The following is an 18,336-nucleotide window of genomic DNA, read 5'->3' on the forward strand; positions in this document are numbered from 1 at the left end:
TACAATGGCTTTACCCCGCCCGCTGCACGGCTTGTGCGGCCGGCATCCTCGAAGAAACATTCATGCTGACCATTACCCGCAAACTCGAATTCGACGCCGGCCACCGCATTCCGGACCACAAGAGCCAGTGCCGCAACCTGCATGGCCACCGCTATACGCTGGAAATCACCCTGACCGGCGCGGTCATCGACATCGAGGGCAATTCCGACAATGGCATGATCATGGATTTTTCCGACATCAAGGCTCTGGCCAAGGAGCATCTGGTCGACGTCTGGGACCATGCCTTCCTGGTCCATGAAAAGGATGCGCCGGTGCGCGACTTCCTGGCCAGCCTGCCGGGCCACAAGACGGTCATCATCGGCAGCATCCCGACGGTGGAAAACCTGGCCCGCGAAGCCTTCGCCATACTCAAGGCGGCCTACAAGGACCGCTACGGCACCGGCCTGCATCTGCAAAAACTGGTGCTGCACGAAACGCCCAATTGCTGGGCCGAGATCACGGCGGATTGATGGACGGCGCCAGCAGCCCCTTGCCAGCGGTCATCACGGAGGCCGACCTGCGCCACATGCGCGCTGCGCTCGACCAGGCCAACCATGCCTGGGCGCTGGGCGAGGTGCCGGTGGGTGCGGTGGTGGTCAAGGACGGGGTGGTCATCGCCAGCGGCTTCAACCAGCCCATCGGCAAGCACGATCCGACCGCGCATGCCGAGATCATGGCGCTGCGTCGCGCAGCCGAAAAGCTGGGCAATTATCGTCTGCCTGGCTGTGAACTCTACGTGACGCTGGAGCCCTGCGTGATGTGTTCCGGCGCCATGATGCACGCGCGTCTGGCCCGCGTGGTCTATGGTGCGGCCGATCCCAAGACCGGCGCCTGCGGCTCGGTGGTGAACCTGTTCGAACAGGAGAAGCTGAACCATCATACCGAGCTGCTGGGCGGCGTGATGGCCGAGCAATGCGGTCAGTTATTGAAAGAATTTTTCGCCATGCGACGCGAACAGGTGAAGCAGCAACGGCTGCAGGAAGCCGCCGCGCAAGGCGATGCCCCCACATCAGGTGAACACGCATGAAGACTGCCTCTGCTGGTCGCGAATTGCTGGAAGAACTGGTGCCACCGGGCACCGGGGTGGCCGTCGTCGCCCCCTGCGGTCATGCCGGGCTTGATCCGACCGGCGTACAGCGTGGCGTGGCCTTGCTGGAGTCGCTGGGCTGCCGGGTACGCAACTTCTACGACCACGCCCGGCGTTACCAGCGCTTCGGCGCCAGCGATGAACGGCGTGCTGCGCAACTGATGGAGGCGGCGGCCGATCCGGACATCGACATCATCCTGGGCCTGCGCGGCTCCTATGGCATGAGCCGTATCCTGCCGGCGCTGGATATTGGCGCGCTGGCGGCCAGCGGCAAGCTGCTGGTGGGCTATAGCGATTTCACGGCCCTGCAGTGTTGCCTGTTGGCGCAATCCGGTCACGCCGGTTTCCAGGGGCCGATGCTGTGCGGGGACTTCGGTGCGGAGTCGCCCAACTGGGGCGCGCTGGCGACGCTGTGGCGTACCCTGAGCTCAGCGCAAGTGGTGGTGCGCAACTATGACGGGCAGGACGGTGCGGACCGGGCGCCCAATGGTGATCGCCGTACCGATCCCTTGAGCCCGGTCGTGCAGTGTGCGGGCAAGCTGTGGGGCGGCAATCTGGCAATGGTGGCGCATATGGTGGGCCATCCGCAGTTCCCGTCCCTCGAGGGCGGAATTCTGTTCCTTGAGGATGTGAATGAACATCCTTTCCGGGTGGAGCGCATGATCCTGCAGCTGGAGCAGGCCGGCGTGCTCGGTCGGCAGAAGGCCATCCTGCTGGGTGATTTCTCCGCCTACCGGCTCGCCGAGATCGACAACGGCTACGATTTCGGCGAAATGCTGGCCTACCTGCGCGGGCGCATCGCCACTCCCATCGTGACCGGCCTGCCGTTCGGTCATGTGCGCGACCTGGTGACGCTGCCGCTGGGCGCGCATGCGGTACTGGATGCCCGCGGTGCAGAAGGCTTCACCTTGACCTTGTCGGATTATCCGACGCTGGCCCGCCGTTGAGGTGCCCGGCGGACGCGCGGGCAGCCTTCGGCGCGACGGAAGGAAAGCTCACTTTTCGTTGATGTCGACCTTGACCGCGTCCTGTTCGACGGTGATCTTGCCCGGCTCGAAGGTCTTGCCGTTCATCTGCAACTGTTCCGGCTTGAAGGTGTAGAGCGCATAGTCGCGCAGGAACTGGTCGGCGGCGGCATTGCCCAGGGCCGTCAACTGCTGCGCATATTGCGGCGGCAAGTCAGTGCTGTCGACCTTGTCCACCTTCGGGCCGTCCAGACGCAGCGTGCGTGTGGACGGATCGTACTTGAAGGCGCTGCTCAGGGTCAGCACCGCGTTGACCGGGCGCTGCAGCAGCAGGGGATTGGCGATCTGGGCGTCGACCACGGTCTCCATGCGATTTTGTGCCGGCAACATGCCCAGGCGCGGGTTGCTCAGGGTGACATCGAAGATGTCCATGTAGCGCAGCTTGCGCGGAAATTGCGGCGCAATGGCGCTTTGCAGCTGCTGCTTGGAGACGGTGTATTCGCTGGTCCAGATGTTGTAGCCGGTATCGGCAGCGTGCGCCGATACCGGCGCAAAGACCAGCGTAGACAAGGCCAGGACGGCGGCTGCGGAAATGAGGGCTTGCTTCATGCTTGCTGTTTCCAGAGTGGCAAAGTGGATCAGAGCGCCCGTGATGGGCAAAAAATCCCGGGCAATTGTAAGCCGGTGCCGGTCGGCAAGCGCAGAAACATAGCATTTCAGCAAGTTTTGGCCGCCACCCCGGCCCGCAACGCAAGCCGCCACAGGCTTGCAGTGGTAAAATGCCCGGTTTCGCGCGCCGCCCCTTTGGCTTTGGTCGGCGCACGCAAGTTACATTTTTGAAAAGGTTTTCGCAGTGCTATCCACCGCAAACATCACCATGCAGTTCGGCGCCAAGCCGTTGTTCGAGAACATTTCCGTCAAGTTCGGCGATGGCAATCGCTACGGCCTGATCGGCGCCAATGGCTGCGGCAAATCCACCTTCATGAAGATTCTGGGCGGCGACCTGGAGCCGTCGGCCGGCAACGTCAGCCTGGACGTGAACGAGCGCCTGGGCAAATTGCGCCAGGACCAGTTTGCGTATGAAGAAATGCGCGTGCTGGACGTGGTCATGATGGGCCACGTCGAGATGTGGGCCGCGATGTCCGAGCGCGATGCCATCTACGCCAATCCGGATGCCACCGACGACGACTACATGAAGGCGGCCGATCTGGAAGCCAAGTTCGCCGAATACGACGGCTACACCGCCGAAGCGCGTGCCGGCGAGCTGCTGCTGGGCGTGGGCGTGCCCATCGAGCAGCACAATGGCCCGATGAGCAATGTCGCACCCGGCTGGAAGCTGCGCGTGTTGCTGGCGCAGGCCCTGTTCTCCAACCCGGACATCCTGCTGCTGGACGAACCGACCAACAACCTGGACATCAATACCATCCGCTGGCTGGAAGAAGTGCTCAACGAGCGCAATTCCACCATGATCATCATTTCCCACGATCGCCACTTCCTCAACCAGGTCTGCACCCACATGGCCGACATGGATTACGGCACCCTGAAGATCTATCCGGGCAATTACGACGACTACATGCTGGCGTCTTCGCAAGCGCGCGCCCAGCAACTGGCCGCCAATGCCAAGGCCAAGGAAAAGGTGGCCGAACTGCAGGACTTCGTGCGCCGCTTCTCGGCCAACAAGTCCAAGGCCCGCCAGGCGACCTCGCGCGCCAAGCAGATCGACAAGATCAAGGTGGAGGACATCAAGCCGTCTTCCCGCGTGAACCCGTTCGTGCGCTTCGAGGGCGAGAAGAAACTGCACCGCCTGGCCGTGGAAACTCAGGGCATCACCAAGACCTATGATCGTGACATCTTCAAGAACTTCAGCATCATGGTTGAAGCCGGCGAGAAGATCGCCATCATCGGTGCCAACGGCGCGGGTAAAACCACCCTGCTGCGCAGCATCGGCGGCGACGTTACCGGACTGCATCCCGATTCGGGCGAGGTGAAGTGGGCCGAGAACGCCAATGTCGGCTACATGCCGCAGGATCCGACCGAGGAATTCGCCGGTGGCGAGACCCTGACCGACTGGATGGGCAAGTGGACCCAGGAAGGCGACGATGACCAGGCCGTGCGCGGTATCCTGGGCCGTCTGCTGTTCTCCGGCGACGACGTGAAGAAGTCGGTGAAGGTGCTCTCCGGTGGCGAGAAGGGCCGCATGATGTACGGCAAGCTGATGCTGGGCCGCCACAACGTGCTGCTGATGGATGAACCGACCAACCACATGGATATGGAATCCATCGAGTCGCTCAACATCGCGCTGGAAAAGTACGCCGGCACGCTCATCTTCGTCTCGCACGACCGTGAATTCGTGTCCTCGCTGGCCACGCGCATCCTTGAAGTCAAGGATGGGCAGGTGATCGACTTCCAGGGCAGCTACGAAGACTACCTGGCCAGCCAGGGTATCGAATAATTTCCCCAACCGCATCAGCACCGTATTGTTGACCGCCATGCAAGCAACAGCAACCAAGGTCGTCGAGTTCGAGCGACCGCAAATGGAGACCGGCGGCAGTTGTACCGCCAATGCGTGGGCCAAGGTACCGGCCACGCCCAGCCCCGAGGAACGCGCGCAATTGAAAGCGCGCATCCGCCAGCTGCTCAAGGAGAAGCAGGCGGTGCTGGTGGCGCACTACTACGTCGATGGTGACCTGCAGGACCTGGCCGAGGAAACCGGCGGCTGCGTCTCCGATTCACTGGAAATGGCGCGTTTCGGCCGTGACCACGCCGCCCGGACCCTGGTGGTGGCCGGCGTGCGCTTCATGGGCGAGACGGCCAAGATCCTGAGCCCCGAAAAGCGCATCCTCATGCCCGACCTGGACGCGACCTGTTCACTGGACCTGGGTTGCCCGGCGGACGAATTCGCCGCTTTCTGCGACCAGCATCCGGACCGCACCGTGGTGGTCTACGCCAACACCAGCGCAGCGGTGAAGGCCCGCGCCGACTGGATGGTGACCTCCGGCATCGGCCTGGAAATCGTCCAGCACCTGCATGCGCAGGGCAAGAAGATCCTGTGGGCACCGGACAAGCACCTGGGTAGCTACATCCAGAAACAGACCGGCGCCGACATGCTGCTGTGGCAGGGTTCCTGCCTGGTGCATGACGAATTCAAGGGCGTGGAGCTGGAACTGATGCGCGCCGAGCATCCGGATGCTCTGGTGCTGGTGCACCCGGAATCGCCCGAAGCCGTGGTGGCGCAGGCCGACGTGATTGGCTCGACCTCCCAGTTGATCGCCGCCGTGCAGTCCTCCGACGCGCCGGCCTTCATCGTCGCCACCGACAACGGCATCCTGCACAAGATGCGCCTGGCGGCGCCCGGCAAGCGTTTCATCGATGCCCCGACGGCGGGCAACAGCGCTACCTGCAAGAGCTGCGCGCATTGCCCGTGGATGGCCATGAACGGTTTGCAGAATCTGCTGCACGTGCTGGAGACCGGTGCCAACGAGATCCATGTCGATCCTGCAGTAGGTAAAAAAGCCGTGCTCTGCATCGACCGCATGCTGGACTTCGCTGCCCGGCGCAAGGCCAAGGTTCGCCCCTCGGCGCGCCTTGAAGACGAACAGCAACTGTTTGCAGGAATCGGCCCCGCATGACTCTCCACGCTCTCAAGACTGCCTCGACGATTGCGGCCAGCAACCTGCGCAATCCCTTCGGGCCTTTCGATGCCGCGCTGCATGCGGCCTTCGATGCCAATGTCAACCAGGCCATCGCCGAAGATGTGGGTGATTGCGATTACACCGGCTTGCTGGTGCCCGAAAACGAATTCGTGAAAGCCCGCGTGATCGTGCGCGAAGCCGCGGTGCTATGCGGCGCACCCTGGTTCGAAGCCGTCATGACCCGGCTCGATCCGCGTCTGCAGGTGAGTTGGGCCTATGCCGAAGGCGAGCTGATGGCCGCCGACAGCGAAGTGTGCCGCATCGAAGGGCCGGCGCGCGCCTTGCTGACGGCCGAACGCGGCGCGCTCAATTTCCTGCAACTGCTTTCCGGTGTGGCCACGGCAACCCGGCGCTACGTGGAGGTGGTGCAGGGCACCCGGGCGGCCATCCTCGATACCCGCAAGACCTTGCCCGGGCTGCGCCTGGCACAGAAGTACGCGGTCCGCGTCGGCGGTGGAGAAAATCAGCGCCTGGCGCTGTATGACGGCATTCTCATCAAGGAAAACCACATCGCCGCAGCCGGTGGCATCACCGCTGCCGTAGCGGCCGCGCTGAAGCTCAACGCCGGAGTGAGCATCCAGGTCGAGGTGGAGAGCATTGCCGAGCTCGACGAAGCCTTGCAGGCGGGGGCCGAGTCCATCCTGCTGGACAACTTCTCGCTGGAGATGATGCGCGAGGCCGTCACCGTCAATGCCGGCCGGGCGCTGCTGGAGGCCTCCGGCGGCATCAACATGCAGACCGTGCGCGCCATTGCCGAGACTGGCGTGGACAGGATCTCCATCGGCAGCCTGACCAAGGATATCCAGGCGACCGATTTTTCTCTGCGCGTGATCGGCTGATTGCGCTCGCCTGGCGCTGCGAGCCCGCGCCAGGCTTCATTTTCCTGCGCCATCAAGTGCAGGAACGTATTGAGGTTTTCCCCTTCCAATGCCAGATGCCGGCGACAATTGTTCGCCGGCCATGACGATAAACAAAGGGGGAGCCATGAAAACCTTTCACTGCGACAACTGCGGCCTGCAAGTTTTCTTCGAAAACACCGTGTGCGGAAATTGCGGCTGGATGCTGGGTTATCAGCCCGAGTTGCAAGCCATTGGCAGCTTTTCGCTACTAGATCCGGAAGTGGCGCCGCCACAAGATGCCGAGCCCGAACCGGGTTCGGGCCGCTGGCGCAGCGTCAGGCCGGACAACGAGGGCAGGGTCTTCAAGCAGTGTCTCAACTACTGGCGCGAGAACATCTGCAACTGGATGCTCGATGAGCGCGAACCGCACGAGCTGTGCGCTTCCTGCCGCCTGACCCGCGTCATTCCCAATCTCGACGAAGGCAACAACCGCGTGTTGTGGAGCCGACTGGAGACGGCCAAGCGACGCCTGCTGCATTCTCTCTGGACCTTGCAATTGCAGCCGGTACCAAAGATGGAGGATGAAGAAGCCGGCCTGGCCTTCGAATTCCTGCAGGATCTGCCGCATGGCGAGCGGGTGCTGACCGGGCACGCCGATGGCGTCATCACCATCAACATCGCCGAAGCCGATCCCGCCTACCGCGAACAGGCGCGTGAGCAGATGGCCGAGCCGTATCGCACGCTGCTGGGACATTTCCGGCATGAGAGCGGCCACTATTATTTTGATCGCCTGGTGGTCCCGACAGCATGGCTGGAGCCTTTCCGCGCCAAATTCGGCGACGAGCGCCAGGATTATGGCGAGGCGTTGAAGACTCACTACCAAAACGGCCCACGTCCCGATTGGGAAGAAAACTTCGTCAGCGCCTATGCCAGCAGCCACCCCTGGGAAGACTGGGCGGAGACCTGGGCGCATTATCTTCATATGTTCGATACGCTGGAGACGGCCTACGCTTGCGGCGTGCAATTGCGGCCACGTCACGAAGGCGAGCAGAAGCTGGTCATCACGGCGCCGCCGGTAGCGGCTGGCTCCTTCGATGAGCTGGCCCGCGAGTGGTTTGCGCTGACCTATGTGCTCAACAGCCTGAATCGCAGCATCGGTATGCCCGATTCCTATCCCTTCACCTTGTCCACGCCGGTACTGGAAAAATTGCGCTTCGTGCATGAGGTGGTCAATGCGGGCGCACCTGACTGAGGCTCAAAGGATTTCGATTATTGCTCGTTGATTGAATGAGACGGGGAGTCATTCTCCGCCGAGCGACTCGAAGCGGCTCATCAATTCCAGCGGTAGTGCTGGCAAGGAGAGCTGCATGGGGCGTCCCTTCATCGTTGTCGGCGACAAGACCAGCCATGGTGGCACGGTCATTTCCGGCGATCAGACCTTTCTCGTTCATGGCAAGGCCGTCGCGCGTGTCGGCGACCTGACCACCTGTCCCAAGTGCAAAGGGACATTTCCCATCACATCCGGTGCGGGCGACATGAAGTCCATGGGCCAGGCACCGGCGCGCGACGGCGACCGGACGGCTTGTGGGGCCACGCTGATGGCGAGTCAGGGGGTGGCCACGCATTCGGAGGGGCAAACGGCTGGCCAGACCGCGCCCGCCGAGGATGCCGTTACGGCCCAGTCCCTCCGTGATCCAACGCTGGTTGCCTCGTGCCGCAGGCGGGGCGGGGGGCGTGGTGGCGGGTGAGGGAATCGAGAGGCGACGGGAAGAAGCAGATAAGACCAAAAATTCACCACTGGCCAAGGCCGAGGTGGATTCGGCGTCGCGGGACAAGTGCCGGGCTTGCCCGCCGCTGGCGGGGCATGAGATCACCAAGAATTTCAAGGAACACAAATCATGGATGGATTATCAGGCGCGCGTTACCGGCATGCGTGCCGGGCCGCTGTTTTTGACGGAGTGGAAGTACGAGGGTCGGGAGTTTGATGGATTCAAGGCGACCGAATGCTTGTTGATGGATGCAAAGGCTGGATATGACCAGTTTTTTGTCGCCCCGAATCAGTTCAAGTACCACTTCCAACGCGAAATCATGAGTGACATGGTTGAGAAGGCTCGAAAACAGCACGAAGTTGCGCTGCCTCGCCCGCCGGTGCAATTGAGATGGTACTTCCAAGAGCCCTTGTCTTTCCAATACATGGCACCCTTGATCGCCCAGATTTCTCCGACCATTCAAACCATTCACCTTCCCTGAATCCAGATCAAGCATCATGAAACCTTTTGACATGCAAATATTCTTGCCTGCTCCTGTCGTTGCACAGGACCTGATGCAACGAATGGGAACAATCCATGAATTTGTCCGGAACTTGGCTGAACAAGATGGGAATTTGCGACCACAGAACTGGTTATTGGCAACAGGCGATATGGAGGGGTCCTTCCGTTATCCTGCGTTCGATGGGGAAAAAGCTTCCTCGGCCCTGATTGCGGTTCATCGCGAGCGCTACCGAGGGGAGCCTGCTTCATCCTGCCGCCATGTGACGCTCTGGAATGGAGAAATGGAAGTGGGGCGTGGTGCCAGTATTGCATATCAGTTTAATCACGCTGATGGGGCACCGGAAATTATCTCTCTGTCCGTCCAGGATATGTCCGTCTGGACTGTGGCTACAGTGGTTGAAACTATTGAAATGGCAGTTCAGCTTTTTGCTCCTAAAGTACTGTTTGTCCAGCCTGCCCGGTATCGCCCGGTATTTCAAGACAAGCCTGGAGTCGGCTGGATGCTTTACCTGCCCCGGCAACTGTCGACCAGGCAAGTTCCCGAAGCTGCCCGACTGGAGCTTGTGCACGACGCTGCCGGCCAACTGATGGGCACGATCATCATCAGCGTCGCCGATACGATCTTCGACATCGATAACCCCGCTCACGTACGCCTCGCCCATGACATCGAGGTCAGGCTGACGGATCAGAACTTGCTGCCGCGCTACCCGGATCTGCTGATCTGACAGGAGGCTGGTGAATCGCCCAATAAAAAACCCGGAAGTTTCCTTCCGGGTTTTTCCTTCATCATGCCCGCAGTGATGAGCTGCTCAGTACGGTTCAGTCATCCCGCGCCTCCAGCGCCCTGTTCAGACTCAACGCTGCCAGCGAACCTACAGCGCCCGACAGCAGATAGAAGCTCACGTAAGCCATGCCGAAGTGCGCCGACAAGCCCAGCGCCACCAGTGGTGCGAAACCGGCGCCGACCAGCCAGGCCAGATCTGAAGTCAGGGCCGCGCCGGTATAGCGATAACGGGCCTTGAAATTGGCCGTCACGGCACCGGCCGCCTGGCCGTAGGACAAGCCCAGCAGGGCGAAACCGATCAGGATGAAGGCATTCTGGCCGGATTCGCCACCATTCATCAGCGTCGGCACGAAGGCCGACAGGATCGCGATCAGCAATGCCATCGAGCCCAGCGTGTTGCGGCGACCGAAACGGTCGGCGATCAGGCCCGAGACCACAATGCCCACCGCCATGATGAGGCCGCCCCAGATCTGGATCACCAGAAAGTCCACCGCTTCCCGCAGCGAATACAGCTTGATCCAGGACAGCGGAAACACCGTCACCAGATGGAACAGGGCATAGCTGGCCAGGGCAGCCAGGGCACCAATGATGATGTTGCGGCCCTGGGTGGTAGCGAGCTCAACCACGCCGGCCGGTTCCAGCTCACGCTCATCGAGCAGCTTGGCGTATTCCGGCGCCGAGACCAGGCGCAGGCGCGAGAACAATGCGACCACGTTGATGGCAAAGGCCACATAGAAGGGATAACGCCAGCCCCATTCCAGGAAATCGGCGGTGGTCAGGCTGGAAAGCATGTAGGCAAACAGGCTGGCCGCCACCACGAAACCCAGCGGGGCGCCCAACTGGCCCAGCGCAGCATACCAGCCGCGCTTGTTCGGCGGCGCGTTCATCGCCAGCAACGAGGGCAGACCGTCCCAGGCACCGCCCAACGCCACCCCTTGACCAACGCGCAAGAGCGAGAGCAAGATGATGGCCCACATGCCAATGTGTTCAAAAGTTGGCAACAAGGCAATGCCCGCAGTCGAAAAACCGAGCATGAACAGGGCCAGCGTCAGTTTCACCTCTCGTCCGAAGCGTTTTTGAATCGCCATGAAGATCGTGGTCCCGATGGGGCGGGCCAGGAAGGCGAAGGAAAAGATCACGAAGGAATAGAGCGTGCCTTCCAGTTTGGGCTCGTTGGGGAAGAAGACCTGCGGAAACACCAGCACCGAAGCCAGTGCATAAACGAAGAAGTCGAAGTATTCGGACGCTCGTCCGATCACCACGCCGACGGCGATCTCACCGGGTTCGATCGTGCCGTGTTCGTGGGAAGTGGAAGGATTGTTCGCTTGAGGCCGGAGTTGACCCGAACCCTGAGCATTGTGGATGCTGGTGCTTGCCATGGCTTTGTCTCCCACTGTTAGAGGTTTAGTCGCAGTACGTGCTACAAATCCCAACCTGGCAGGTGGCAAGTGACAGGGTGGGACAAAACGTCCAATCGCCAACACACTTTATTGGCGTTACATTACCACGCTCTGATACATACGACTGGAATTTTCCTTCATGGTTTCTCAAATCCTCCGTCGCGGATTGCTCCTGCTTCCTGCGCTTCTGTTGGCTGGGTGCAACACCGTCGTGATGAATCCTTCCGGCGACATCGCTAACCAGCAAGCACGCCTGATCGTCATCTCGACTGCGTTGATGCTGCTCATCATCGTTCCGGTGATCATCCTGACGCTGCTGTTTGCATGGCGTTATCGCAAGGGCAACACTTCCGCTCCCTACGAGCCGGACTGGGATCACTCGACCCGCCTGGAGCTGGTCATCTGGGGCGCGCCCCTGCTGATCATCATCGCCCTGGGCCTGCTGACCTGGATCACCACCCACACCCTGGACCCGTACCGTCCGCTCTCGCGCATTGACGCCGAGCGTCCGTTGTCGCCCCAGGTCAAGCCGCTGGTGGTGGAAGTCGTGGCGCTGGACTGGAAGTGGCTGTTCATCTATCCGGAGCAGGGCATCGCCACCGTCAACGAGCTGGCCGCACCGGTGGATACCCCGATCCAGTTCAAGATCACCGCCTCCAACGTGATGAACTCCTTCTACATCCCGGCACTGGCAGGTCAGATCTACGCCATGCCGAGCATGGAAACCAAACTGCACGCCGTGATCAACAAGGCCGGCGAATACGACGGTTTCTCGGCCAACTACAGCGGTGCCGGCTTCTCGCACATGCGCTTCAAGTTCCACGGCCTGGATCAGGCCGGCTTCGACGCCTGGGTCCAGAAAGCCAAGGCTTCGGCCGGCAAGCTGGACCGTGCCGAGTACATGAAACTGGAACAGCCGAGCGAACGTGAACCTGCCCGCCTCATCGGCAGTGTCGAGCCCGACCTGTTCCACGCCATCGTGAACCGCTGCGTGGCTGCCAACACGGTCTGCATGGACAAGATGATGGCCACCGACCTGAACGTGAAACCGGGCCAGCAAAAGGCCGAATGATTTCCTTGCCTGGTAGCCGTATCAGCGCAGCAGAATACCGCTGCGCCCCCATTTCCTTTTTCCCCGGGAAGTAAAGATGTCTGACAATTTTGACCTGATAAAGCTGATCTTCGGCCGTCTCAGTCTGGAAGCGATTCCATACCATGAGCCGATCCTGATTGGTACCTTCGCCATGGTGGCGCTGGGCGGCATAGTGGTACTGGGCCTGCTCACCAAATATCGCCTGTGGGGCATGCTGTGGCGCGACTGGTTCACCAGTATCGATCACAAGCGCATCGGCATCATGTACATCGTGCTGGCCATCGTCATGCTGCTGCGTGGCTTTGCCGACGCGCTGATGATGCGTGCGCAGCAGGCCATCGCGTTCGGCGACAATGCCGGCTTCCTGCCGCCGCACCACTATGACCAGGTGTTCACCGCCCACGGCGTGATCATGATCTTCTTCGTGGCCATGCCCCTGGTGACCGGTCTGATGAACTACGTCGTGCCCCTGCAGATCGGTGCGCGTGACGTGGCCTTCCCCTTCCTGAACAACTTCAGCTTCTGGATGACCACCTTCGGCGCAATGCTGGTGATGGCCTCGCTGTTCGTGGGCGAGTTCGCCCGCACCGGCTGGCTGGCCTACCCGCCGCTGTCGGGCATCCTCTACAGCCCCGACGTGGGGGTGGACTACTACATCTGGGCCTTGCAGGTGGCCGGGGTAGGGACACTGCTTTCCGGCATCAACCTGGTGGTGACCATCGTCAAGATGCGCGCCCCTGGCATGAACATGATGAAGATGCCGGTCTTCACCTGGACCTCGCTGTGCACCAACGTCCTGATCGTGGCGGCCTTCCCGGTGCTGACCGCCGTGCTGGCCATGCTGTCCCTGGACCGCGTCTTCGGCACCAACTTCTTCACCAACGACATGGGCGGCAACGCCATGATGTACGTGAACCTGATCTGGATCTGGGGCCACCCTGAGGTCTACATCCTGATCCTGCCGGCCTTCGGCGTGTTCTCGGAAATCGTCTCGACCTTCAGCGGCAAGCGCCTGTTCGGCTACACCTCGATGGTGTACGCGACGGTGGTGATCACCATCCTGTCCTACCTGGTGTGGCTGCACCACTTCTTCACCATGGGTTCGGGCGCCAGCGTGAACTCGTTCTTCGGCATCACCACGATGATCATCTCGATCCCGACCGGTGCCAAGATCTTCAACTGGCTCTTCACGATGTACCGTGGCCGTATCCGCTTCGAAGTGCCGATGCTGTGGACCATTGGTTTCATGGTCACCTTCGTCATCGGCGGCATGACCGGCGTGCTGCTGGCCGTTCCCCCGGCTGACTTCGTGCTGCACAACTCGCTGTTCCTGATCGCCCACTTCCACAACGTCATCATTGGCGGCGTGGTGTTCGGCATGTTTGCCGGCATCAACTTCTGGTTCCCGAAGGCCTTCGGCTTCAAGCTCAATGAGTTCTGGGGCAAGTGCTCGTTCTGGTTCTGGCTGGTCGGCTTCTACCTTGCCTTCATGCCGCTGTACGTGCTGGGCCTGATGGGTGTGACCCGCCGCATGAGTCACTTCGACGATCCGTCGCTGCAGATCTGGTTCGTGGTCGCTGCACTGGGTGCCGGCCTGATCGCCCTGGGCATCGGTTCCTTCATCATCCAGATCGCCGTCTCCATCCGCGACCGCAAGAAGCTGGCCGATGTGACCGGCGACCCGTGGAATGGCCGTACCCTGGAATGGTCGACCTCGTCGCCGCCGCCGGCCTACAACTTCGCCTTCACCCCGGTCGTGCATGACAACGACGCCTGGGCTGACATGAAGAAGAACCAGTATCAGCGTCCGCTGGGTGACTTCGTGGAAATCCACATGCCCAAGAACACCGGTGCCGGCTTCATCATCGCTGCACTGTCGGCCGTACTCGGTTTCACCCTGATCTGGCACATGTGGCTGCCGGCCGTGGCGATCTTCGTTGCACTGATCGCTGCCACCATCATCCACACCTTTAATTACAACCGCGACTACTACATCCCGGCCGACGAAGTCGTCCGTGTCGAAGCAGAGCGCACTCGTCTGTTGAATAGCCATGTCTGAAGCAATCAACCACACGGCCGACGCGACGCCAAGCTCGCGCTACTTCGTCCGCCATCATCATCCGGAGAACGGCACCCTGCTGGGCTTCTGGATCTACCTGATGAGCGATTGCCTGATCTTCGCCTGCCTGTTTGCGTGCTACGCAGTGCTCGGCCGCAACTATGCAGGCGGTCCGACCGGCGCCGAGCTGTTCGACCTGCCGCTGGTGGCGCTCAACACTGCGCTGCTGCTGCTGTCGTCGATCACCTACGGTTTCGCCATGCTGGCCATGCAGGCCAAGAAGCAGCAGAACACCATCATCTGGCTGGTCATCACGGGTCTGTTGGGTGCGGGCTTCATCTACTTCGAACTGTATGAGTTCCTGCACCTGATCCACGAAGGCGCCGGCCCGTCCCGCAGCGGCTTCCTGACCTCGTTCTTCGCGCTGGTCGGTACCCACGGTCTGCACGTCACCTTCGGCATCATCTGGCTGATCGTGCTGCTGTTCCAGATCAACAAGCATGGCCTGACCGAAGCCAACGGTCGCCGCCTGATGTGCCTGTCGATGTTCTGGCACTTCCTGGACGTGGTCTGGATCGGCGTCTTCACCTTTGTCTATCTGATGGGAGTCCTGCCATGAGCCGCGGCCACCAAGAACACCCGGCCCGTCCGATGGGCCAGCATGACGACCATGGCCACGGCCACGGTCATGGCGACCACGCCGCCCACGGCACGATGAAGGATTACGTCACCGGCTTCGTGCTGGCCGTGATCCTGACCGCGATCCCGTTCTGGATGGTGATGAACAAGACCATTTCCAGCTCGTCGACCCTGGGCATCGTGCTGCTGGCCTTCGCGGCCGTGCAGATCGTGGTGCACATCAAGTACTTCCTGCACATGAACGGCAAGTCCGAAGGTGGCTGGAACATGCTGGCGATGATCTTCACCGTCGTCATCGTGGTCATCGCGCTGTCCGGTTCGCTGTGGGTCATGTATCACCTGAACCACAACATGATGCCGACCATGTCGCCTGAAAACATGCCCACCGAAACGGTGCCGCAATCGATGCAAGGTATGCCGGGCATGCAGGACATGCAGCACGGCGCAGCCCAATCGAAATGAGCCCGACGCCAACCGATGGCGTGACGCAAGGCAAAGAAAGCGGGGCGGTGCAAGCCGCCCCGGTATCCCGCACAAAGGCCAGCTTGCTGCTGCTGACGCTTTTGGCGGGATTTTTCTTTCTGGTCTTCGCTGCGCTGGGAACCTGGCAGGTCTATCGCCTGCAATGGAAGCTGGACCTGATCGCCAAGGTCGATGCCCGCGTCCACGCCGCACCGGCGCCGCCGCCTGGTCCGCAGGAGTGGCCGAGCGTGAACGCCGAACGCGACGAGTACAAACGCGTGGTTCTCGCGGGCCGCTATCTGTACAGCAAGACAGTCGCCGTGCAGGCCAGTACTGACCTGGGCAGCGGCGCCTGGCTGCTCACCCCCTTGCAGATGGCCGATGGCAGCGTGGTGCTGATCAATCGCGGTTTCGTAGCGGTCTCGCCGCTCAAGCTGGCGGAAATGCAGCTGACCGATGCGCCTGCGGGACAAATGAACGAAGTGACCGGGCTCTTGCGCATGAGCGAGCAGGGCGGCGGCTTCCTGCGCAGCAATGACGCCGCGCAGAATCGCTGGTATTCACGCGATGTGAAGGCAATTGCGCAAGCGCGTGGCCTGTCGCTGGCGCAGGTGGCCCCTTACTTCGTCGATGCTGACAAGGCTTCCGCGCAAGCCAATGCCGCCGTGGCGCCGGATGCACAGAAACCGGTCGGTGGACTGACGGTGATTGCCTTCCACAACAGCCACCTGGTCTACGCCCTGACCTGGTATGCCCTGGCTCTCATGTCGCTGGCTGCAGGCTACTGGGTGATCCGCGACGAGCGCCGCTGGCGCCAGCGCATTCTGGATGCGCAAACCGGGCACTGAGTCATGACCGCCTCCGACACCGTCGCCAAGCGCAAGACGCTGCGCGAGCGCTGGCAGCGTCTGCGCCAGGGCGAGCAGAACCCGGCCGGCCACCAGAACATGCTGCTGCTGATCCAGCTGCGCTGGCTGGCGGTGCTGGGGCAGGTGTCCACCATCGCCTTCGTGGTGCTGGTATTCGACCTGCACCTGCCGCTGCCGCACATGCTGGAGGTGCTGTCCTGCCTGATCGCCTTCAATATCGCCAGCCACCTGCGCTGGCACGAGCGGCGCATCGCCACCAATGCTGAACTGTTTCTGGCCTTGCTGGTGGATGTAGCCGTACTGACCTTCCAGCTCTATCTCAGTGGCGGCATCACCAATCCCTTCGCCTTCCTGTATCTGATGCAGATCATCCTCTCGGCGGTGCTGCTCAAGCCCTGGTCGAGCTGGGCCATCGTCGGCGTGACCATGCTCTGCCTGGCCGGGCTGGCGCTGTTTTCCGAACCACTGCCGCTGCCGCCGGACCATAACGCCGGCCTCCTGAGCCTGTACGTCGAAGGAACGCTGATCTGCTTCCTGCTCAATGCCGGATTGATGGTCTTCTTCATCACCCGCATCAGCAGCAACCTGCGCGCCGGTGACGCCTTGCTGGCCGACCTGCGCCAGCGCGCCGCCGAGGAAGACCACATCGTGCGCATGGGCCTGCTGGCCTCGGGCGCTGCGCATGAGCTCGGTACGCCCCTGGCGACCGTCTCGGTGATCCTGGGCGACTGGAAACGCATGCCCGAGATCAGCCAGCGCGCCGACATGCTTGACGACATCGCCGAGATGGAAGCGCAGCTGCAGCGCTGCAAGTCCATCGTCAGCGGCGTGCTGTTGTCTGCTGGTGAGGCGCGGGGCGAATCCTCCATCAAGACCACGATCAATACTTTCCTCGACAGCGTGGCCGAGGACTGGCGCAAGACCCGTCCCGTCGAGATCTTCGAATACCGCAACCAGATCGGGCAGGATGTGCCGGTGGCCTTCGACTCGGCCATCAAGCAGATGCTGGGCAATGTGCTGGACAACGCCTTCGAGGTCTCGCCGCAATGGCTGGCCCTGGAAGTGCGGCGCGAAGGCGATCTGCTGCTCATGGAAGTGAGCGATCGCGGTCCCGGTTTCCCCGACTGGATGATCAATCAGATCGGCAAGCCCTACCAGTCCACCAAAGGCAAGCCTGGACGCGGCCTGGGCCTGTTCTTCGTGGTCAACGTTGCGCGCAAGCTGGGCGGTCGCGTTTGGGCCAGCAACCGTTCCGCCGGCGGCGCGCGCGTGACGCTGGAGCTGCCCCTGTCGGCCATCAGCCTCGAACCGCTGGAGCAGGCTGGTCCCGCCAGCGAAGCGCCGGACTATCCGACCGGCGCTTGAGCTGCCGCAAGCCGCCTCTGAAGCGGCTTTGACCGTGATCATTTCCTTTTTCTTCAGGAGCCGGCCATGTCCGGTGCCGTCTCGCCTTACAATACCGGCTTTGGCAAAGTAGAAAAATAGGGAATGACCATGTCGGCTGATCGCCTGCTGCTGATCATCGAGGACGACGCCGCCTTCGCACGCACCTTGGGACGCTCCTTCGAACGTCGCGGCTACACCGTCCTGCTGGCCGCCAGCCAGGAGGAAGCGGCCCTCCACCTGAAAGAACACAAGCCCGGCTATGCCGTGGTCGACCTCAAACTGGGCGGCAATGCCTCGGGCCTGGCCTGCGTGCAGATGCTGCACACCCACGACGAAAACATGCTCATCGTGGTCCTGACCGGCTTCGCCAGCATCACCACGGCGGTGGAAGCCATCAAGCTGGGCGCCTGCCAATACCTGGCCAAGCCCTCCAATACCGACGACATCGAAGCCGCCTTCGGCCACGTGGCCGGTGCTTCCGAGCTCGAACTGCCGGCGCGCGCCACCTCCATCAAGACCCTGGAATGGGAACGCATCCACGAGGTACTGGTGGAAACCGATTTCAACATCTCCGAAACCGCGCGCCGCCTCGGTATGCACCGCCGTACCCTGGCGCGCAAGCTGGAAAAACAGCGTGTGAAGTAATCTGCACATGCCGTCGGCAGCGGTTATCATTACGCCCGCCCCGCGCGGTGAAGCGGGCCGGGCACTTTCATCAGAGGGAAATGACGTGAACCATTTCAACTTCCAGC

Annotated in this window: 19 protein-coding genes; 17 read left to right on the forward strand and 2 right to left on the reverse strand. The window is 61.6% G+C overall.

The window, feature by feature from the left end; translation table 11 throughout:
* The first annotated feature begins 62 nt into the window (after positions 1-62).
* From queD to ldcA, 3 genes are read left to right on the forward strand one after another with little or no spacing between them, the layout of a single operon-like run.
* A complete protein-coding gene (queD, locus tag HNO82_RS09430; protein ID WP_008329122.1) occupies positions 63-509 on the forward strand; it encodes a 6-carboxytetrahydropterin synthase QueD in 447 nt (148 codons plus the stop codon).
* The gene (gene tadA, locus HNO82_RS09435) at positions 509-1,066 is read left to right on the forward strand and encodes a tRNA adenosine(34) deaminase TadA (RefSeq protein WP_175343578.1); all 558 of its coding nucleotides are present in this window, start codon (positions 509-511) and stop codon (positions 1,064-1,066) included. The genes queD and tadA overlap by 1 nt, the downstream gene beginning before the upstream one ends.
* Positions 1,063-2,073: a muramoyltetrapeptide carboxypeptidase gene (gene ldcA, locus HNO82_RS09440; RefSeq protein ID WP_175343516.1), complete on the forward strand. Its 1,011-nt coding sequence runs from the start codon at positions 1,063-1,065 to the stop codon at positions 2,071-2,073. Before tadA ends, ldcA begins: the two co-directional genes overlap by 4 nt.
* Before the next feature lie 48 nt (positions 2,074-2,121).
* Here ldcA and HNO82_RS09445 read toward each other — a convergent pair whose 3' ends face one another.
* Positions 2,122-2,700 (reverse strand): DUF1439 domain-containing protein, encoded by a 579-nt coding sequence (locus tag HNO82_RS09445; RefSeq protein WP_175343517.1) that lies wholly within the window; start codon positions 2,698-2,700, stop codon positions 2,122-2,124.
* Positions 2,701-2,944: 244 nt separating this feature from the next.
* Between HNO82_RS09445 and HNO82_RS09450 the strand changes: the two genes are divergently transcribed.
* The 7 genes from HNO82_RS09450 (at position 2,945) to HNO82_RS09480 (ending at position 9,617) form a co-directional block, all read left to right on the forward strand.
* Positions 2,945-4,543, forward strand: a complete 1,599-nt coding sequence (locus HNO82_RS09450) for an ABC-F family ATPase (RefSeq protein ID WP_175343518.1) — start codon at positions 2,945-2,947, stop codon at positions 4,541-4,543.
* Positions 4,544-4,580: 37 nt separating this feature from the next.
* Complete coding sequence (gene nadA / locus HNO82_RS09455) at positions 4,581-5,720, forward strand: quinolinate synthase NadA (protein ID WP_175343519.1); 1,140 nt, start codon at positions 4,581-4,583, stop codon at positions 5,718-5,720.
* On the forward strand, positions 5,717-6,622 hold the full coding sequence (gene nadC, locus HNO82_RS09460) for a carboxylating nicotinate-nucleotide diphosphorylase (RefSeq protein WP_175343520.1): 906 nt from the start codon (positions 5,717-5,719) through the stop codon (positions 6,620-6,622). The genes nadA and nadC overlap by 4 nt, the downstream gene beginning before the upstream one ends.
* Positions 6,623-6,767: 145 nt before the next feature.
* Entirely contained in the window at positions 6,768-7,874 is a 1,107-nt protein-coding gene (locus HNO82_RS09465) for a zinc-binding metallopeptidase family protein (RefSeq protein ID WP_175343521.1), read from the forward strand.
* Between the two features lie 115 nt (positions 7,875-7,989).
* On the forward strand, positions 7,990-8,370 hold the full coding sequence (locus HNO82_RS09470; RefSeq protein WP_175343522.1) for a PAAR domain-containing protein: 381 nt from the start codon (positions 7,990-7,992) through the stop codon (positions 8,368-8,370).
* Positions 8,312-8,872, forward strand: coding sequence for a Tox-REase-5 domain-containing protein (locus HNO82_RS09475; RefSeq protein ID WP_349627555.1), 561 nt, complete (start codon positions 8,312-8,314; stop codon positions 8,870-8,872). The genes HNO82_RS09470 and HNO82_RS09475 overlap by 59 nt, the downstream gene beginning before the upstream one ends.
* A gap of 16 nt (positions 8,873-8,888) precedes the next feature.
* Positions 8,889-9,617 carry an Imm52 family immunity protein gene (locus tag HNO82_RS09480; protein WP_175343523.1) on the forward strand — a complete coding sequence of 243 codons (729 nt, stop codon included), beginning with the start codon at positions 8,889-8,891 and terminating at the stop codon, positions 9,615-9,617.
* A 94-nt stretch (positions 9,618-9,711) separates the two neighbouring features.
* Here the strand turns inward: HNO82_RS09480 and HNO82_RS09485 are convergent, their stop codons facing one another.
* The gene (locus tag HNO82_RS09485) at positions 9,712-11,055 is read right to left on the reverse strand and encodes an MFS transporter (protein ID WP_008329105.1); all 1,344 of its coding nucleotides are present in this window, start codon (positions 11,053-11,055) and stop codon (positions 9,712-9,714) included.
* Between the two features lie 160 nt (positions 11,056-11,215).
* On the opposite strand from HNO82_RS09485, the gene cyoA reads away from it, so the two are divergent.
* The 7 genes from cyoA to HNO82_RS09520 all read left to right on the forward strand — a co-directional run bounded on the left by cyoA (position 11,216) and on the right by HNO82_RS09520 (position 18,229).
* A complete protein-coding gene (cyoA, locus tag HNO82_RS09490) occupies positions 11,216-12,148 on the forward strand; it encodes a ubiquinol oxidase subunit II (protein ID WP_175343524.1) in 933 nt (310 codons plus the stop codon).
* A gap of 76 nt (positions 12,149-12,224) precedes the next feature.
* Entirely contained in the window at positions 12,225-14,228 is a 2,004-nt protein-coding gene (gene cyoB / locus HNO82_RS09495) for a cytochrome o ubiquinol oxidase subunit I (protein ID WP_008329103.1), read from the forward strand.
* Positions 14,221-14,847 carry a cytochrome o ubiquinol oxidase subunit III gene (cyoC, locus tag HNO82_RS09500; protein WP_008329102.1) on the forward strand — a complete coding sequence of 209 codons (627 nt, stop codon included), beginning with the start codon at positions 14,221-14,223 and terminating at the stop codon, positions 14,845-14,847. Before cyoB ends, cyoC begins: the two co-directional genes overlap by 8 nt.
* The gene (cyoD, locus tag HNO82_RS09505) at positions 14,844-15,329 is read left to right on the forward strand and encodes a cytochrome o ubiquinol oxidase subunit IV (RefSeq protein ID WP_034350358.1); all 486 of its coding nucleotides are present in this window, start codon (positions 14,844-14,846) and stop codon (positions 15,327-15,329) included. The genes cyoC and cyoD overlap by 4 nt, the downstream gene beginning before the upstream one ends.
* Positions 15,326-16,177, forward strand: a complete 852-nt coding sequence (locus HNO82_RS09510; protein ID WP_175343525.1) for an SURF1 family protein — start codon at positions 15,326-15,328, stop codon at positions 16,175-16,177. Before cyoD ends, HNO82_RS09510 begins: the two co-directional genes overlap by 4 nt.
* 3 nt (positions 16,178-16,180) lie before the next feature.
* A complete protein-coding gene (locus HNO82_RS09515; RefSeq protein ID WP_175343526.1) occupies positions 16,181-17,563 on the forward strand; it encodes an ATP-binding protein in 1,383 nt (460 codons plus the stop codon).
* A 129-nt stretch (positions 17,564-17,692) separates the two neighbouring features.
* A complete protein-coding gene (locus HNO82_RS09520; protein ID WP_008329097.1) occupies positions 17,693-18,229 on the forward strand; it encodes a response regulator transcription factor in 537 nt (178 codons plus the stop codon).
* The last annotated feature ends 107 nt before the right edge of the window (positions 18,230-18,336 follow it).

This window comes from Herbaspirillum sp. C9C3 (assembly GCF_013359625.1).
Lineage (GTDB): Bacteria > Pseudomonadota > Gammaproteobacteria > Burkholderiales > Burkholderiaceae_D > Herbaspirillum.

Coding starts and splice junctions, on each gene's coding strand:
- HNO82_RS09445 (WP_175343517.1), bottom strand. CDS start 2,700: ATGAAGCAAGCCCTCATTTCCGCAGCCGCCGTCCTGGCCTTGTCTACG.
- tadA (WP_175343578.1), top strand. CDS start 509: ATGGACGGCGCCAGCAGCCCCTTGCCAGCGGTCATCACGGAGGCCGAC.
- HNO82_RS09520 (WP_008329097.1), top strand. CDS start 17,693: ATGTCGGCTGATCGCCTGCTGCTGATCATCGAGGACGACGCCGCCTTC.
- cyoD (WP_034350358.1), top strand. CDS start 14,844: ATGAGCCGCGGCCACCAAGAACACCCGGCCCGTCCGATGGGCCAGCAT.
- HNO82_RS09485 (WP_008329105.1), bottom strand. CDS start 11,055: ATGGCAAGCACCAGCATCCACAATGCTCAGGGTTCGGGTCAACTCCGG.
- HNO82_RS09465 (WP_175343521.1), top strand. CDS start 6,768: ATGAAAACCTTTCACTGCGACAACTGCGGCCTGCAAGTTTTCTTCGAA.
- cyoB (WP_008329103.1), top strand. CDS start 12,225: ATGTCTGACAATTTTGACCTGATAAAGCTGATCTTCGGCCGTCTCAGT.
- HNO82_RS09480 (WP_175343523.1), top strand. CDS start 8,889: ATGAAACCTTTTGACATGCAAATATTCTTGCCTGCTCCTGTCGTTGCA.
- nadC (WP_175343520.1), top strand. CDS start 5,717: ATGACTCTCCACGCTCTCAAGACTGCCTCGACGATTGCGGCCAGCAAC.
- queD (WP_008329122.1), top strand. CDS start 63: ATGCTGACCATTACCCGCAAACTCGAATTCGACGCCGGCCACCGCATT.
- HNO82_RS09470 (WP_175343522.1), top strand. CDS start 7,990: ATGGGGCGTCCCTTCATCGTTGTCGGCGACAAGACCAGCCATGGTGGC.
- HNO82_RS09510 (WP_175343525.1), top strand. CDS start 15,326: ATGAGCCCGACGCCAACCGATGGCGTGACGCAAGGCAAAGAAAGCGGG.
- cyoA (WP_175343524.1), top strand. CDS start 11,216: ATGGTTTCTCAAATCCTCCGTCGCGGATTGCTCCTGCTTCCTGCGCTT.
- HNO82_RS09515 (WP_175343526.1), top strand. CDS start 16,181: ATGACCGCCTCCGACACCGTCGCCAAGCGCAAGACGCTGCGCGAGCGC.
- ldcA (WP_175343516.1), top strand. CDS start 1,063: ATGAAGACTGCCTCTGCTGGTCGCGAATTGCTGGAAGAACTGGTGCCA.
- cyoC (WP_008329102.1), top strand. CDS start 14,221: ATGTCTGAAGCAATCAACCACACGGCCGACGCGACGCCAAGCTCGCGC.
- nadA (WP_175343519.1), top strand. CDS start 4,581: ATGCAAGCAACAGCAACCAAGGTCGTCGAGTTCGAGCGACCGCAAATG.